This is a genomic window from Aquimarina hainanensis, from assembly GCF_042684685.1.
GTDB lineage: Bacteria > Bacteroidota > Bacteroidia > Flavobacteriales > Flavobacteriaceae > Aquimarina > Aquimarina hainanensis.
The window spans coordinates 15,076-27,296 of the sequence record NZ_JBHULX010000033.1; the positions used below are offsets into that span (position 1 = coordinate 15,076).

Sequence of the window (12,221 nt, forward strand, 5' to 3'; positions counted from 1 at the left end):
TATCGATCTAATTACGACTAAAGTAGTATTGATCAACTCTTTAGTAAAACATTTAGGCTACGTGTTTCCGTAGTGTCAGTGATATTTTTGATTAACTCTTTAATTCTCTCCAAATAGATCTTTCACTTACAAATAAATGCCATCTGGAAAGCTCGCGCACGATTGTGGTAATCTGCTTAGTTGGTTCTGTTTTGCTATAGTGTTGAATTACCCACTCTATATATTGCTTTCTATTTTGTAGTAATTCTGGATTCCGTACCATGTATTCCCTGTATTCCTTCTTTATTCTTATTACTTCATCAATCATTATTAACTGATTCTTGGTCTTTCTTGATTAATTCAATCTCCTCTTTGATGTCTTTTGTTAGACCCGCCATCTTAACACCAGTTAATTTGCTTGCGAAACCGCTTTCTATAGCTGTTGCTACTGTCTGCACTGTGTTGTTTATATCTTGCGGGATAATACTCTTAAATGTTACATCAAAAGTCGTGTCTTGTTCTAGATATTTTAGTGATGTTTTTGTCGTTGTTGTGATTCCTGACTTTAAGATGTTTAAGGATCTTTCAATCATTGTTCGGTTTCTTCCCTCATTCATCCTTGCTTTTATCATAGCGTCTAAAAACATAAGGTGTATTGCTACACCTGATGCTCTTAGACCTTTAATATTGTCAAAGGATATATCAGGCGTGGATGTTAATGAATAAATGAATTTTTCGAGTTTGTCTAGTTCAAGACGTGCCGCCTCTGGTGCTTGCTCATTAACCAAAAACTTAACATCCCCCCAGATAACTTTTCCTTCCTCATCCCTAGTTGGACGTATATGAAAAGCTTTTCCATCTTCATCTTTATTTGGCGCTCCATCGACATCACCATATAATAATAAAAGTGGATGCCCAGCGTAATCATTGGATGCTGCGAGTTTTGATAATGAAACTTCGATTCTGTCTATTAACTTCTTTGCAACATGCCACTCAACATAGTCTTGGTCTGTGTATACAATCGGTATTTTACTAAAGCCATGTATCTCTGAACCTAGGTAAATGTTTTCTTGATATTTATGAATTTTTGTGTCAGTATATACCCATGTAGAAGATCTTTCTTTATCATCAATTATTTCTTTGAATTCCCAAGTAAAAGCTTTCATACCTCCAAAAGCATCATAATACGGGTACATGTTACCGTTCTTGTTTTCAAGTACTCTGCACTTTGGCGTTTTACCTTTGTTTGCTCCTGTAAGTTTGGTGTATAGCGTGCTTTTTTGAGGTGCCTCGAAACAAAACAACAAGGCGCACTGTAGCTCACTTTTCCTTAAAGAAACTGCCTGCTGTATCTTATCGTCTAATCTTAGCTTTTTCCATAGAGGAACTACAAATTCAGATAAAGCATTCTCTGTCTCCGGAGTTATTGTAGACCCAGCGCCTACCTCGAAAGCTGTTGCTGTATTGACTATTTTATGCTGGAATGGTATTGGCAGTCTTACACCTCTTACTATCTTTCTTTTGTCTCCAACTATTTTATCCTTTTGAATTCTATCTACTTGCGAATCCCTTAGGTTTCTATCGATATCTTTGTACTCAGCCATGAGATCTTCTATTTTATCCCTGTCTTTTCCGTTAGCCTTTAATGCTTTTAATATTGCAGCGTGATCGCTTTTTGTTTTTATTTCCATTCTCTTTTAATAATTTATCCCCATTTCACTTAAAGACTTTGGTTCCGGCAGTTCAACTTGTGTATTGTGTGCAATATGTCCATATCTAACTGCATCCCATATGTGGTTATACTTATCAATTGGCTGATTAATTTGAATACCTTGCACTTCTTTGAACCTGTAATTTTCTCTTTCGGTTTTCACATCTTTCCAAAACCTGTTTTTTACACAGTGTATTTTCTTTTTTTTCATAGAAAGTATCCAATACATTACAGATCTTTTCTTTTTTACTTTCTTTGCTTTCCATCCTTTATTTTTAAGCCCTTTCACCATCTCAACCGTACCTTTGTTTTCACTAGTATGTTTGTCTGAGCTATCACATGTTATTAGCGTGTCTTTTTCAACACCTATGGTTGTCATGTATTCATCCAATTCATCAACCGTTTCTATTGGTGTATAACTTAGTAGTTCAAACCAGATATTCTTCTCGTCTTCTGCGTATCTAACTAAAGCATTAGGGTCAGAAGTAAAGCCGAAGTCATTAGCGTATGTATAAGCAATATCTGGAAACTCATCTATCCAATTTAGTTGCTTAAATATCACTCCTTTCATGGCTCCTCTTAACCCTAAGCCATACACTAGCCATTCAAATTCGTCTGCTGTGCCGTTTTCTATATTTGTTGGGTGTGGTGGTGGCTGGTTTTTATCTGTTACCGGTTTTCCTTTATAAAGAATAGAGTCTTCTGTTACCTCGTAACTCCCAGGTAAATAAGGTTCAGTAGCAAGTATTTCTATTTTTTCTTTAGCAGATACAAAAGGGTTGTCTTTAAATGTTGTTTGAATAAATGACACATCTGGTCTGGTTATTACGCTATTGAAAACCCAATGATCCGTGAAACTTGGATTGTAGTCACCGATCCAAAACTTTCTACATCTTTTTACTGCTTGTAAGTAAGTTTTTTTATCGATGAACATCATCTCATTAAATACAGCATAGTCACACCCGCTTCCGTGCCCACTCCCTTTTAACTTATCACATCCCAATAGATGAACTGTCGATTCATCTATTTTAAAGCTCTCCACTCTTTCAGCGTTATGAAACTTATTCGGTAACCCAAACAAATCAAGAACTCGTTTAAAATCATCAAACAAAGTCTTCTTGAAGTCAGCAAAGTGTTCTCTGTAGACATTTATTTTTATAGATTCATTTTTATGCTTAATCGTGGTTAAATAAACTATTATAAAAATCCAACTCCATGTTTTGCCGCTTCTTGAACTGCCTTCCATTATCGAACCACTGTAGCCTTCTATTAAATCACCTTCTTTGTCTATTATTTGACTATTAATAGAATCATACAAATGAATATAGTTCGGGTTGGTTTTATTGTTAAACACAGTAAGTCCTTCTTTTAAAAGGTCTATTTCTTGTTCTACCAACAACCGCTCTAATTCTAGTATTTCATTATCCGTTAATTCCAAATTTTATATCAATCTAGTTTTTACAAAAGCCTTTATTTGTAGGAACTGAGTCAACATTTCGCATGCGATGGAGACAAAATTTATTTTCCCAATTTCTCTTTTAATACAGCAATGCGTTTTTCTCTTTCTTCCTTGCTTAGATCATTGTTTTTCTGATAATTATGCTCCGCATAGAAACCTATGTGCTTTGCTATCTTATCTATGGTCCAATCCTTACCATGTAATTTCAGCTCTATCCCGTTACGCCCTTCTTTGATAGACTCAATACACATTAATTGATCTTTTGTAAGCTCATTAAAAGGTTTGAACTTTAATTTGTGTACCATCTTATGATTTCCTTGTTCGTCCTTTTCTTCTTCTGCTACAAAGTCAATGTATTCGTCTATGCTGCTTTTTCTTAGTATGTTTAAATGATTAAGAAGTTCTTTCGAATCTATCCTGAATTCCTTCTCAGCTACCTCTGCTGCTATTCTTTGTAATTCACTTACCCTTGCGGCTATCTTGGGGTTTGCTAGTAACTTAGAGGCACACTCATTAATTGTTTTGTTAGACATCTTAGATGCGTTATACGATCTTCTATAGGCGTCTGATGCATTGTCTAGCTTTACGTATTCTTTACAAAACTTTTCTCGCTTCTTTGTTAGTTTCATTCTATCCGTCTTTTAATTCACCCAACAGCTCTAATGCTTGATATGCTAAACGTGTTTTCTTGCATCGTATACTTGTTCTATTTAGCTTTATAGCGATTAATCCTAGCTGTAGGTGTATTGTCTTTTGTATGTTACTTTTCAAGTCTTTTTTATTTTGCTTCTTTTGGCTTGGTTCGTCAGGTATTAAACGTATGATTTCTCTTTTGTTAACTCCATATCATAACACTCTACTTCGTGATCTTTTGTTGTTACTAGATATGTTACCTCGTTATTTGGTCTTAATACTATTCCTGTTACAATTCTTGGATCCTGTGCCTCATCTGCTTTATGATACACTTTGTCTCCGTGTTTGTATATGCTAATTGAGTTCATGTGGTTTGAGCTTTTCAATATCTATGTTTACGTTTATGATGTACTGAGGGTGTTTTTTAGTTATTTCAGATAATGCCTTTGATAGGCTTTCTTTAATGTCTTGAGCTACTTGTCTGGGGATTTCTTGGCTCATAGGTGTTTGTTTTTCTGTTATCTATATCTATTGTTTAATAATTGATTCCAATATTTCTTTTGGATATGTTTTAACTCTTCCAAAACGCGGGTCAGGAATTGTTGATGGTTCAATATTCCTTTCCCTGCATATCTTGGAAGCCTCTTTACCTATTTTCTTTGCGAACTCTAAATTTATTTTCCTGCCTAATAACGTAGCGTAACCAACTACTGTGAAGAAGTTAGGGTTTGTTTCGTTTTTCTCCTTTAATACCTTTAAATCTTCTTTTATCTCCGAAACGTCTTGCTCAATTGCTTCTTGTTTCTTCCTTAAATCAATACTATTTTGGGCTATTTGGATTACTAGCTCCATTGGATCTGCAATTCTGTTTGTAGAGCTGTATTTTTTCTCTATTTGAATAAAGTATGTTCTTGCTTGTTTGCCTCTTAGAGTTCTTGATAGCATTGATAATTCTTTCGCCATATCTATTGATAAAGCAAAATCTTTAGTTGCATTACCGTTCGACATAATGTCGAGGGTCTGATAATCAGTATTTTCTTCAAAAAAATCATCATTGACAATGTTTTTAGTGTACCACCTTTTCCATTGTGAAGAATTGTAGCCTAAGAACTCGTAAAGCTCTCTTGCGGAAACAACTTGTTTTCCGTTTTTGTTTTTAATCTCAATTAAATGTTTCATTGTAAAGAGGTTGAATATTGATGATTGGTTTATCTAATCGTATTTCTCTATTTGCTGAATAATCCAAGCTTTATCATATGGCTTACCGCTTCTCTCTAGGTGTTTCATATGTTTCCGATAAAGCATTGATTTGAAGTGGTTCTTTTCTCCTAGGTATTCGTGGTCTTTTCTGTTTATACCTATTAGGTTTTCGATTCTATCCATAGCAGGATTGCCACCCATTCCCCGTCTTTGAATATGGTGGATGTCAAGAACGCAAGATTGTTCTGTTAGCTCGCACTCATGCCGTGAGTCGTGCGTGTCTAGGTCGAAAAAATCGAAATAGATCTTTACGTGTGTTTTCAAAAAGATTTCTTGTTAAAAAGAAGTCAAAGAAGGCTGGGAAGTCTAAAGAAGTCATTTCTCTATAGTGAGAAAAGAAGTAATCAGTGTTACCTCTATAACAAAAATACGGCTTTACCCTTGTTTATCAAGAATAAAGCCGTTGTATTTTTCAACAAAGTTGTTAACTATCTTAAAGCTTCTTTATTACATATGTTACTACTCCCCAAACAATTAGTTCGGTTTCTCCATCTATTTTGATCGGATTGTACTTTTCATTCTCCGGACAGAGATAAATGACATCTTTTTCTTTTAATAATCTTTTGACTGTAAACTCATTATTGATATAAAATACAGCTATACAGTTGTTATACGCTTCTATGCTTCTATCTATTACCAAAAGATCTCCTATGCCTAATCCAGCATTGATCATTGAATCACCTTTTACTCTTGCGTAAAAGGTTGCGTCTTTATCTTTGATTAGTTTTTCGTCCAGGCTTAACTTGTGATGTAAGAAATCATCTGCTGGTGACGGAAATCCGCAAGATATACCTGTTGCACAATATATTGCTTTCTTTGTGCTGCTTCCTACTGCATATACTTCTATCTTCATACTACTTGTATTATATCTTCCCATTTTGTTGTGTAAAACGGTGATAGTCTCTCTTGTCTCATTTTCCATTTTCTTCCGAGATCCTGTGATGCTATTCTTATTTTTGTTGTCCCTTCCCTGGTGTTTATTTTGTCTATTACACTCATCAATAATTTGTGTCTTGGGTCTTCGTTGTTGAACAGGTTTAATTGTATCGATTTCTCCGGTACAATACCCATTACTATTACACCTATTTTCTTATACGAATACTGGTTTCTATAAATGTTTTTTAATCCCTTTATGGCGTGCTGACTAATTGTTAAGGCTGAGTTGCTAGGAAATGGCAATGTGACCGCTATACTATTTCTGTATTGTGGAGCATCTGGTTTGAACGGATTAGTTCTTACAAATACATATACTAAATTCGCGGCTGACTTTTGCCTTCTTAGTTTCTCTGCACAACTTATTGCGTATGTAGATATTCGTTCTTTCAGTATGCTATAATCATTTACATCTTTCTTCTGAGAACGTGTTGTTGCTATTGCTTTTTTATTTTTAACCTCTTCTAACTGAAGAGTTGGAAACCCTTCCAGTTCTTTTTTTAATCTCAACCCAACTACCGAGTATTCTTTTCTAACATATTCATTAGGTAATTGCGTGAACTTATAAGCTGTTGTGATGTTTATTTTATGGAGCCTTTTTGTGAACTGTCTTCCTATCCCCCATACATCTTCTATTTTTGTCCATTTAAGCGCTTTTTGTTGTTTTTCTTCTGTGTCTATAACATACACCCCTTTAGTCCTCTCTGCGTACTTTTTAGCTATTTTATTTGCTACCTTAGCTAGTGCCTTTGTTCTGGCTATACCTATGCTGATAGGTATACCTGTTAATTTCTTTACTTGCTGTTTTATTTGTGCTGCATACTGAGGTAGGTTGTAGTTTTCATAGCCTACAAATTGCACGAATGCCTCGTCTATTGAGTAGACTTCTACATCTGGGGAATATCTTGAAAGAACATTCATTACTCTCTGACTAATATCTCCGTATAGTGCGTAATTAGATGAGAATACTTTTATGTCATTCTTTTCGAATATCTTTTTGTATTCAAATGCCGGAGCGCCCATCGGTACTCCTAAAGCCTTTGTTTCGTTACTACGGGCAATTACACAGCCATCGTTATTTGATAACACGGCAATGGGCTTACCTTCTAAGGAGGGGTTAAAGACTCTCTCGCAAGATGCGTAGAAATTATTACAATCAATCAAAGCAATCATGATGCAAATTTACGGAAAAACCGTAATTATTTTGGATTATTTCCTTTTTTAATAGGAATAATTCCTTTTGCACCTGATTATGATGTAAATAAAAAACACCCCAGTAGGAGGTGTTTTGATTGTTACTTTTTTTAGTAATTATAAAGATTATCTCGTATTTCTTCTAAGGTTAAATGTCTTATGTATTTTCCAAAGTTGGAATTTAATATTTTCCTGATTTCAGAGTCTTTTATATGGCTTTCGTCAAACTTTGGGGATAACCCTTTTTGAGGTATTATTATAGCAATGTTGATTGTTTGTGTACTTCCATGATACTCTTCTCTTAATGCTTCTTGTATATCTTTCTTTAATACTTCTATGTTAATACTAAGTAGCTTTTCTTTAAATGGGTCCTTCCTTTTATTTCCTATCCTTAATGTTTCATATATTATGTGCATCTGAAAGCTATTTATTTTTTTTCAAAATATGTGTACACATTTATTTTTTCACCTGACATTGAATATTTTTCATTTACATAAATCATTTTCCCATCCTGGAAGCGTATTTCTTGCTCTCCTTTTGCTTCTCCATTAGATGTTTTGGAATGGAAGTAGTACATATGATCCCCTTCTCTTTTCCAATTATTAAAGTCATATATTTTTTCTTTTAATTCACATCCACTATCTCCGTAATCGTATATCTCTTCTGAGATACTGCCGTCTTCTTTGAATTCTGTAATTGATTTCAGTTGGCAGTTATCCATTTTTTCAATTTCTTGAGCCCCGCTACGTGTGTAGTTTTCTACTACTTTTGTCTTGGTCCATTTACCAAGAATTTCATCTGTTGACGGATCGTATGTTATTTCATCATCTTTAGAGCAAGATGTTAGTATGATTGATAAAGCGAATATGTTTAAGAGTATTTTCATTTTGTTTGGTTTTTAAGATTTCAAATTTACTTTTTATTTGTAGTTTTTTATTGTGGTTTTCCGCAATTATTTGTTATGGTTTTCTGTTTTAACCCTACCCCTTAACTTAATAAGAGGCAGGGAGTTGATTATAGATTTAGTTTATCAAAGTTTCTTTGGGTTTTGTGTGTTATCGCCTTTTCAGCCCATAACATTCTTTTTTCCCATATGGTTATGTTTTCCTCATTATTTAAGTAACCACTTTGGTAGTCAAATTGATATTTTGCTTCTTCCAGCATTATCTTAAGTTCTGGAAGGCTGAATATGTTTAGTTTTGTTTCATAAATGAACATATCCAAAGGTTCTTTGTCATATACCCCACAAGCCTCAAAGCTACCTTTACGGAATTCATGCATCCACTCGGCTATGCTTTCGCTTTTCTCGCTTGCTTCCTCTGCTGCTCTTATTTTTAAAGCTTCTTCTATCCTTTTGCTAGGATGAAGATCAGAAACGTAACTATACATCTCTTCGGCTTCTAATTTTAATTGCTTTTTGTAATCACTTAATCTCATGTTTTGTTGGTTTTCAATATTAATACATTACAAATGTAAACATTTAGTTTTACATTTACAAATTTTTGTAAAACTTTAATTTTACTTATTTATCATTTTGTAAAACTTTAATTTTACATTATATTTGTTTATATGGAATTAAGAATTAAGGAGGTTTGTAAACAAAAAGGATTAAAAATATCGGACTTAGCCAAAAGACTAGGTATCAGTAGACAAGCCTTATCTAAAAGGATTAATAACAATCCCACAATAGAATCGCTGTCCGAAATCGCAGAGATATTAAAGGTTGATCCTATTGAGCTTATTGTGCCATCTAGTGATTATTCTCATTTCTATTCCGGAGATGAGTGGCTTGGTATTAGGAGGAAATAGTTTAGGTCTAATCTTTATACCCTATTACTATTAAGTTTTTAGTATCGCACAATAACTTTTCTCCTGTTTCTTTATATTGCTCATCTACTATATGAACTTTTGCTTTTGAATCGTATATAGTGTCGTTGTTATATATATATCCCTTTTTACCGTTTTTGGTTTTTACTATCAGACCTTCCTTCATCGAATTGGTTTTTAATGATTAGTTCCGTTTCTAAAAGCTTCATACAAATACTCCTTCCCTTTTTTTGTAAGAATTAACTCCTCTTTTACTAATCCAACCTCATTAATAATGCGCTTTATTGTTGTTAATCCAAGTGCGTGAATTATACGTTGTGACGTATAGCCATTGTAGTATCCGCTTGCCGCTCTTAGAAGCGTATATCTTACAATATCACGCTTACTAGACCTATCTCCGAAATTTGCACGCTCAAAAGCTTTTATTAAATCTTCATCTGTAATAATATCTTCTACTTTATCTTTCATTATTCTTTATTTAGACTTTAGTTTGCTTTTTCTAAAATTTTTAAAGCCTTGTCTATACTTTTTATAGCATGACGATTCATCTTTTTTGTATCCTCATCTATATGAGGATTATAATTTTCAGCTTCCATATTAAAAGCTTGTGCTTTTAAAATTGTGATAGCTGAGATAAGTGATATATTTTCGTTTTTACTCATCGCTTATTTAGGTTTTAGTTTATAATGTTATTTTATTTCCAGGTATACTTTAGATTAAATGTCTTCGTAGTTATTTTGCATTCTATTAGCTATACGTGATAGCTCATGTGTCATTTCAAATATTTTATTATTGTCTCTCCTGCTAATAAATAGGGAGCGGTGCACATCTCTACTATCAAGAATAAATGATGCTAAACGCAAGAGGGAAATTTCTAAAAGCTTTCTCATTGGTTTTTATAATTTCTGGTACCATAATTTTTAGGGGGATTTGAAGGTTGTTTTAATGCATTTTCAAAGGAAATTACAGCTCCTATATCACCTAATTTATCTTTAAAATTTATAGGCTCTAAAAACATCAAATCCAATTCTCTAGCGAATTCAACAGATGTTTCAAAATCAAACCTATCCAAAAGAGATTTGTATTTCTCTTTAAACTCTTCGATAGTTAATATACTGTTGCCAATGACTATTTTTCTTTTCATAACAATAATCCTTTATTTTACTTCCAGGTATACTTTAGAATTATAGGCTCTAATTTTAACTTTGAACTGCAATAGCGGAAGAATAGCATATACAGCATCAAAATCTTGAGAGACTTCACTTGTGACTATTACCGCACCGCTGTATATATAATGTTCGATTCCGCCTGTTTTAAATGCAGGTGTGCGCTCGATTGTAGCTATTATTTCTTTTAAACGGTCGTCCATTAGGTATATATTGAGCGTTAGAGCATGTTACACATTTGTCTTAGCTATCTGGTTTATTTAAAATATCTTTTGATTTCTTCTCCTGCCCATACACCTACCGGCACCGATACTCCGTTACCAATCATTCTGTATGCATAGGTATCTGGACAATTAAATTCGTACCAATCAGGCACTCCTTGCAACCTTGCGTATTCTCTAACTGAATAGGGTCTAACCCCTAACGGAAATCGTTTATCTTTTACTAGTCTGGTCGACTTATCTTTTGCATAGTGCGCCACGCAAGTTGGAGCAATGTCGTTTCTGTTCGGGTCTGAAATAATTGGTAAGTCTCTATATTTCCCGTTCATTCTTTGTTTGATAGCTTTTGGTAATGTTACCCTAGGGTTTATCTCCAAAATATCTTTAAGTTTTACAGGTGTTCCGTTTTTTGGAGGACGCCAATTAAACGGTTTTTTACTCCCGATAATAATAAGCCTGTCTCTTCTTTGAGGAAGCCATGTCGATGATTTAATAGGACAAAAAGTAGTCACATAATAATTTGGCAACTTTGTCATCGCTTCCATTACCACTGGAAACGCTCGCATTCCGGGTACGTTCTCTACCACAAATACTTCCGGGTCTGATATGGCTATATGCCGGAAGGCGTGTAAAAATAGCTCGTCTCCTGTTCTTGTTCCATGAATATCCGCAATTGTACTGTATTTAGTACATGGGTAGGTGAATAGTTTTACGTCTGAATCTGATTCATCAAACACAAGCTTCTTCGCAATATCTGATTCAATTATATCGTGACTAAAGTTATCACGCTGCACCTTACAGCAATGTTTATCGATCTCAAAAGATTGCTTTATTTCGATCCCGGCAAGGTGAAACCCTAAATCAAACAATCCTCCTCCTGAAAAATATGAATTAACTGTCATGATTCTAATTTTGCTTATTGTGTTTTACATTTGTGAGCATTCATTGCGTTTGTGCTGCCAAAGACAGCTCCGCATTTCTTGCATGTCCTCTTCTTTTCATCTTCAATTAAATTGGCTTTTTCCTGTTTTAGCTCGCTAACCTCTTGCTCTTCTTCGCTTCTGATTTGCTTTAGATCGCTAATATCTTGCTCTAGACTTGCTATTGTTTGTTTCTTGGTTGTTCTTGACTTCTCTAATAGATTTTTCCAAGTTTTTACACATGAATATTCAATTGCCGGGAGAAAAACAGAAAGAAAGAATCTTTCTGCGTACCATATTTTGGGTTCACATTGGAACAGCTCTCCTGGTCTCTCACAATGAAATACCTTTAGTATAAAAGCCGTGAGGAAGATGTTTGCGATACAAAACACCAGTGGAGGAATTTGTTGTTTTTGTTTGTTATAGTGATATGAAGTAATTGTAACGATTACTCCTGCTATCATTCCTGTTAGAGAAGAAGCGACGAAAAGAAACGGTCTTACTGTGACTATGTTTTCAAATATCGTGTTGAAAAAAAACGATGATTTGATAGAAAAGTAAACTATAATTATGATAACACATTGCGTCATAAAACGCGGAGATGTCATTCTATCTTCTATTGTTTTTGTTTCGTTCATTGAACTGCTTTTGGGATTAGCTTACAATTAGTGCTTCCGCTATTGCTTCGTACCGTTCCTGCCTATAGAATGTTCTTGCTTTAAAGTGATTATGCTCACTCATTGCTGCAGGTCTAGTTTCTTCAATCTTAGTAATCGTGTACACGGAACAGGTGTCACCGGATATATTGGTGACAATAACATCTCCTTCTTTTATCAGGATGTTGTTTTTAGCAATAAAGCTTATTAAGTTATTCTTGTTCCTCATTCTGGGATTAACTTCCCAGGTCATTAAATGAAG

The 12,221-nt window shown here is 34.3% G+C and carries 22 protein-coding genes; 1 reads left to right on the forward strand and 21 read right to left on the reverse strand.

The window, feature by feature from the left end:
• Positions 1-299 precede the first annotated feature (299 nt).
• From ACFSTE_RS15825 to ACFSTE_RS15885, 13 genes are all read right to left on the reverse strand, one after another.
• Entirely contained in the window at positions 300-1,670 is a 1,371-nt protein-coding gene (locus ACFSTE_RS15825; protein WP_378256723.1) for a phage portal protein, read from the reverse strand.
• Between the two features lie 6 nt (positions 1,671-1,676).
• A complete protein-coding gene (locus tag ACFSTE_RS15830; protein WP_378298271.1) occupies positions 1,677-3,128 on the reverse strand; it encodes a phage terminase large subunit in 1,452 nt (483 codons plus the stop codon).
• Positions 3,129-3,208: 80 nt separating this feature from the next.
• Complete coding sequence (locus ACFSTE_RS15835; RefSeq protein ID WP_378256725.1) at positions 3,209-3,778, reverse strand: terminase small subunit; 570 nt, start codon at positions 3,776-3,778, stop codon at positions 3,209-3,211.
• Position 3,779: 1 nt separating this feature from the next.
• Positions 3,780-3,920 (reverse strand): hypothetical protein, encoded by a 141-nt coding sequence (locus ACFSTE_RS15840; protein ID WP_378256727.1) that lies wholly within the window; start codon positions 3,918-3,920, stop codon positions 3,780-3,782.
• Between the two features lie 41 nt (positions 3,921-3,961).
• Positions 3,962-4,150, reverse strand: a complete 189-nt coding sequence (locus ACFSTE_RS15845) for a hypothetical protein (RefSeq protein WP_378256729.1) — start codon at positions 4,148-4,150, stop codon at positions 3,962-3,964.
• Complete coding sequence (locus ACFSTE_RS15850; RefSeq protein WP_378256731.1) at positions 4,137-4,283, reverse strand: hypothetical protein; 147 nt, start codon at positions 4,281-4,283, stop codon at positions 4,137-4,139. The genes ACFSTE_RS15845 and ACFSTE_RS15850 overlap by 14 nt, the downstream gene beginning before the upstream one ends.
• 27 nt (positions 4,284-4,310) lie before the next feature.
• Positions 4,311-4,961: an antA/AntB antirepressor family protein gene (locus ACFSTE_RS15855; protein ID WP_378256733.1), complete on the reverse strand. Its 651-nt coding sequence runs from the start codon at positions 4,959-4,961 to the stop codon at positions 4,311-4,313.
• A 33-nt stretch (positions 4,962-4,994) separates the two neighbouring features.
• Positions 4,995-5,183 carry a hypothetical protein gene (locus tag ACFSTE_RS15860; RefSeq protein ID WP_378256735.1) on the reverse strand — a complete coding sequence of 63 codons (189 nt, stop codon included), beginning with the start codon at positions 5,181-5,183 and terminating at the stop codon, positions 4,995-4,997.
• 292 nt (positions 5,184-5,475) lie between these two features.
• Entirely contained in the window at positions 5,476-5,895 is a 420-nt protein-coding gene (locus ACFSTE_RS15865; protein ID WP_378256737.1) for a LexA family protein, read from the reverse strand.
• Positions 5,892-7,148 carry a Y-family DNA polymerase gene (locus ACFSTE_RS15870; protein WP_378256739.1) on the reverse strand — a complete coding sequence of 419 codons (1,257 nt, stop codon included), beginning with the start codon at positions 7,146-7,148 and terminating at the stop codon, positions 5,892-5,894. The genes ACFSTE_RS15865 and ACFSTE_RS15870 overlap by 4 nt, the downstream gene beginning before the upstream one ends.
• Before the next feature lie 131 nt (positions 7,149-7,279).
• Complete coding sequence (locus ACFSTE_RS15875; RefSeq protein WP_378256741.1) at positions 7,280-7,585, reverse strand: hypothetical protein; 306 nt, start codon at positions 7,583-7,585, stop codon at positions 7,280-7,282.
• A gap of 11 nt (positions 7,586-7,596) precedes the next feature.
• Positions 7,597-8,055 (reverse strand): hypothetical protein, encoded by a 459-nt coding sequence (locus tag ACFSTE_RS15880; RefSeq protein ID WP_378256742.1) that lies wholly within the window; start codon positions 8,053-8,055, stop codon positions 7,597-7,599.
• Positions 8,056-8,183: 128 nt separating this feature from the next.
• Positions 8,184-8,606 carry a hypothetical protein gene (locus ACFSTE_RS15885; RefSeq protein WP_378256744.1) on the reverse strand — a complete coding sequence of 141 codons (423 nt, stop codon included), beginning with the start codon at positions 8,604-8,606 and terminating at the stop codon, positions 8,184-8,186.
• Positions 8,607-8,738: 132 nt separating this feature from the next.
• Here ACFSTE_RS15885 and ACFSTE_RS15890 point away from each other — a divergent pair, with 132 nt between their 5' ends.
• The gene (locus ACFSTE_RS15890; protein ID WP_378256746.1) at positions 8,739-8,978 is read left to right on the forward strand and encodes a helix-turn-helix domain-containing protein; all 240 of its coding nucleotides are present in this window, start codon (positions 8,739-8,741) and stop codon (positions 8,976-8,978) included.
• Positions 8,979-8,985: 7 nt separating this feature from the next.
• Here ACFSTE_RS15890 and ACFSTE_RS15895 read toward each other — a convergent pair whose 3' ends face one another.
• The 8 genes from ACFSTE_RS15895 to ACFSTE_RS15930 all read right to left on the reverse strand — a co-directional run.
• Positions 8,986-9,162, reverse strand: coding sequence for a hypothetical protein (locus ACFSTE_RS15895; RefSeq protein WP_378256748.1), 177 nt, complete (start codon positions 9,160-9,162; stop codon positions 8,986-8,988).
• An 11-nt stretch (positions 9,163-9,173) separates the two neighbouring features.
• Complete coding sequence (locus ACFSTE_RS15900; protein WP_378256750.1) at positions 9,174-9,464, reverse strand: hypothetical protein; 291 nt, start codon at positions 9,462-9,464, stop codon at positions 9,174-9,176.
• Between the two features lie 17 nt (positions 9,465-9,481).
• Positions 9,482-9,658 carry a hypothetical protein gene (locus ACFSTE_RS15905; protein WP_378256021.1) on the reverse strand — a complete coding sequence of 59 codons (177 nt, stop codon included), beginning with the start codon at positions 9,656-9,658 and terminating at the stop codon, positions 9,482-9,484.
• 224 nt (positions 9,659-9,882) lie between these two features.
• The gene (locus ACFSTE_RS15910; RefSeq protein WP_378256752.1) at positions 9,883-10,140 is read right to left on the reverse strand and encodes a hypothetical protein; all 258 of its coding nucleotides are present in this window, start codon (positions 10,138-10,140) and stop codon (positions 9,883-9,885) included.
• Positions 10,141-10,152: 12 nt separating this feature from the next.
• Positions 10,153-10,365, reverse strand: coding sequence for a hypothetical protein (locus ACFSTE_RS15915; protein WP_378256754.1), 213 nt, complete (start codon positions 10,363-10,365; stop codon positions 10,153-10,155).
• Positions 10,366-10,418: 53 nt separating this feature from the next.
• Positions 10,419-11,285: a DNA cytosine methyltransferase gene (locus ACFSTE_RS15920; RefSeq protein WP_378256756.1), complete on the reverse strand. Its 867-nt coding sequence runs from the start codon at positions 11,283-11,285 to the stop codon at positions 10,419-10,421.
• A 14-nt stretch (positions 11,286-11,299) separates the two neighbouring features.
• On the reverse strand, positions 11,300-11,941 hold the full coding sequence (locus ACFSTE_RS15925) for a bZIP transcription factor (protein ID WP_378256758.1): 642 nt from the start codon (positions 11,939-11,941) through the stop codon (positions 11,300-11,302).
• 16 nt (positions 11,942-11,957) lie between these two features.
• The coding region (locus ACFSTE_RS15930) for a hypothetical protein (protein ID WP_378298273.1) at positions 11,958-12,221 on the reverse strand (264 nt) is incomplete at its 5' end.

Excerpts from the sequence above, each read along its gene's own strand:
- ACFSTE_RS15870 (WP_378256739.1), bottom strand. The coding sequence starts at position 7,148 with ATGATTGCTTTGATTGATTGTAATAATTTCTACGCATCTTGCGAGAGA.
- ACFSTE_RS15910 (WP_378256752.1), bottom strand. The coding sequence starts at position 10,140 with ATGAAAAGAAAAATAGTCATTGGCAACAGTATATTAACTATCGAAGAG.
- ACFSTE_RS15845 (WP_378256729.1), bottom strand. The coding sequence starts at position 4,150 with ATGAACTCAATTAGCATATACAAACACGGAGACAAAGTGTATCATAAA.
- ACFSTE_RS15860 (WP_378256735.1), bottom strand. The coding sequence starts at position 5,183 with ATGGGTGGCAATCCTGCTATGGATAGAATCGAAAACCTAATAGGTATA.
- ACFSTE_RS15885 (WP_378256744.1), bottom strand. The coding sequence starts at position 8,606 with ATGAGATTAAGTGATTACAAAAAGCAATTAAAATTAGAAGCCGAAGAG.
- ACFSTE_RS15925 (WP_378256758.1), bottom strand. The coding sequence starts at position 11,941 with ATGAACGAAACAAAAACAATAGAAGATAGAATGACATCTCCGCGTTTT.
- ACFSTE_RS15865 (WP_378256737.1), bottom strand. The coding sequence starts at position 5,895 with ATGAAGATAGAAGTATATGCAGTAGGAAGCAGCACAAAGAAAGCAATA.
- ACFSTE_RS15825 (WP_378256723.1), bottom strand. The coding sequence starts at position 1,670 with ATGGAAATAAAAACAAAAAGCGATCACGCTGCAATATTAAAAGCATTA.
- ACFSTE_RS15895 (WP_378256748.1), bottom strand. The coding sequence starts at position 9,162 with ATGAAGGAAGGTCTGATAGTAAAAACCAAAAACGGTAAAAAGGGATAT.
- ACFSTE_RS15875 (WP_378256741.1), bottom strand. The coding sequence starts at position 7,585 with ATGCACATAATATATGAAACATTAAGGATAGGAAATAAAAGGAAGGAC.
- ACFSTE_RS15890 (WP_378256746.1), top strand. The coding sequence starts at position 8,739 with ATGGAATTAAGAATTAAGGAGGTTTGTAAACAAAAAGGATTAAAAATA.
- ACFSTE_RS15855 (WP_378256733.1), bottom strand. The coding sequence starts at position 4,961 with ATGAAACATTTAATTGAGATTAAAAACAAAAACGGAAAACAAGTTGTT.
- ACFSTE_RS15905 (WP_378256021.1), bottom strand. The coding sequence starts at position 9,658 with ATGAGTAAAAACGAAAATATATCACTTATCTCAGCTATCACAATTTTA.
- ACFSTE_RS15880 (WP_378256742.1), bottom strand. The coding sequence starts at position 8,055 with ATGAAAATACTCTTAAACATATTCGCTTTATCAATCATACTAACATCT.
- ACFSTE_RS15850 (WP_378256731.1), bottom strand. The coding sequence starts at position 4,283 with ATGAGCCAAGAAATCCCCAGACAAGTAGCTCAAGACATTAAAGAAAGC.
- ACFSTE_RS15835 (WP_378256725.1), bottom strand. The coding sequence starts at position 3,778 with ATGAAACTAACAAAGAAGCGAGAAAAGTTTTGTAAAGAATACGTAAAG.
- ACFSTE_RS15900 (WP_378256750.1), bottom strand. The coding sequence starts at position 9,464 with ATGAAAGATAAAGTAGAAGATATTATTACAGATGAAGATTTAATAAAA.
- ACFSTE_RS15915 (WP_378256754.1), bottom strand. The coding sequence starts at position 10,365 with ATGGACGACCGTTTAAAAGAAATAATAGCTACAATCGAGCGCACACCT.
- ACFSTE_RS15920 (WP_378256756.1), bottom strand. The coding sequence starts at position 11,285 with ATGACAGTTAATTCATATTTTTCAGGAGGAGGATTGTTTGATTTAGGG.